General features: G+C 63.9%; 1 protein-coding gene. It reads left to right on the top strand.

The features are described 5' to 3' along the window. Positions 1-39 precede the first annotated feature (39 nt). A partial coding sequence (gene cofG, locus ACODSR_RS20675) for a 7,8-didemethyl-8-hydroxy-5-deazariboflavin synthase CofG (RefSeq protein WP_489078400.1) occupies positions 40-1,505 on the top strand: 1,466 nt, incomplete at its 3' end.

Raw genomic sequence — 1,505 nt, 5'->3', positions numbered from 1 at the left:
CGATCGGAGCGCCTGACGCTTTCTGGCTTTGGGCCGGTCGTGACCTATTCGCGCAAGGTTTTCATTCCACTGACGGTGCTTTGCCGCGATGTCTGCCACTATTGCACTTTCGCCTCTACGCCTTCGAAATCGAAACCGGCCTATATGTCGCGCGAGGATGTGCTCGCAGTTGCACAGGCGGGCGCAGCGGCTGGCTGCCGTGAGGCGCTTTTCACCCTGGGCGACCGGCCGGAAGCGCGTTATCCTGTAGCGCAACAGGCGCTCGTGGCGCTCGGACACGATACCACCCTTTCCTACGTCGAGGAGATGGCCCGCGCGGTTCTCGATGAAACCGGGCTGCTGCCGCATATCAATGCCGGTTTGATGGACGATGCCGATTATAAGGCGCTGCGTCCGGTTTCAGCGTCCATGGGACTGATGCTGGAGACGGTATCGGACCGGCTTTCGGAAAAGGGCGGTCCCCATTACGGCTCGCCCGACAAGGTGCCGACGCGCAGGATTGCCGCCATCGAAGCCGCCGGTCGGGCCGCCGTGCCGTTCACGACCGGCCTGCTCATCGGAATCGGCGAGACGCGCGACGAGCGGATCGACGCGCTTGTCGCCATTCGGGATTTGCACCAGCGCCATGGCCATATCCAGGAGGTCATCATTCAGAATTTCCGGGCCAAGCCGGACACGAAGATGGTCGATCATCCCGAGCCTTCGCTGGACGAGCATCTGTGGACCATCGCCGTCGCCCGCCTGATCCTGGGTCCGCAGATGGTCATCCAGGCACCGCCCAATCTTCACGCGCCGCAAGAGCTTGCGGCTTTGCTGCGTGCGGGCGTCAATGATTGGGGCGGTGTTTCGCCGGTCACGCCGGATCATGTCAACCCCGAAGCCCCCTGGCCGCATCTGGACGTTCTCGAACGGGCGACGCTGGAAGCGGGCCGCGTGTTGCGTGAGCGGCTCGCGATCGGGCCTGCCTTCGCGCTTGATGCGGACCGCTGGGCCGAGCCGGCTATTGCCAGGATCGTGCGGCGCTCGATCGACGGCCGCGGGCTGCCCGTCACCGATGGATGGCATGCGGGAGCAGGTGCACAGGCCCCCGCTCTGGCGGCGCATGGCAGAACCACAGAGACAGCCGGCATCGAGGGGCTGATCGGGGCTGCCCGGTCGGGAAGGCGGCTGGAGGAGAGCGAGATCGTGCGGCTGTTCCAGGCGGATGGCCCTGATGTGCAACGGCTCATGCAGGCGGCGGACGATCTGCGTCGGGACGTTGCTGGCGACGATGTCACCTATGTCGTCAACCGCAACATCAACTATACCAACATCTGCCTCTACAAATGCGGCTTCTGCGCCTTTTCAAAAGGCAGCACCAAGGCCATCAGGGGACCAGCCTATCGACTGGACATGCAGGAGGTCGGGCGTCGCGCGGCTGAAGCATGGGATCGCGGTGCCACCGAAGTCTGCCTTCAGGGCGGCATCCATCCCGATTATGACGGTCACACCTATCTTTCGGTGCT

It is taken from the genome of Sphingobium sp. FG125 (assembly GCF_057809795.1).
The sequence above is the reverse complement of the archived record's forward strand: the minus strand, read 5'-3'. Positions and strand labels throughout refer to the sequence as shown.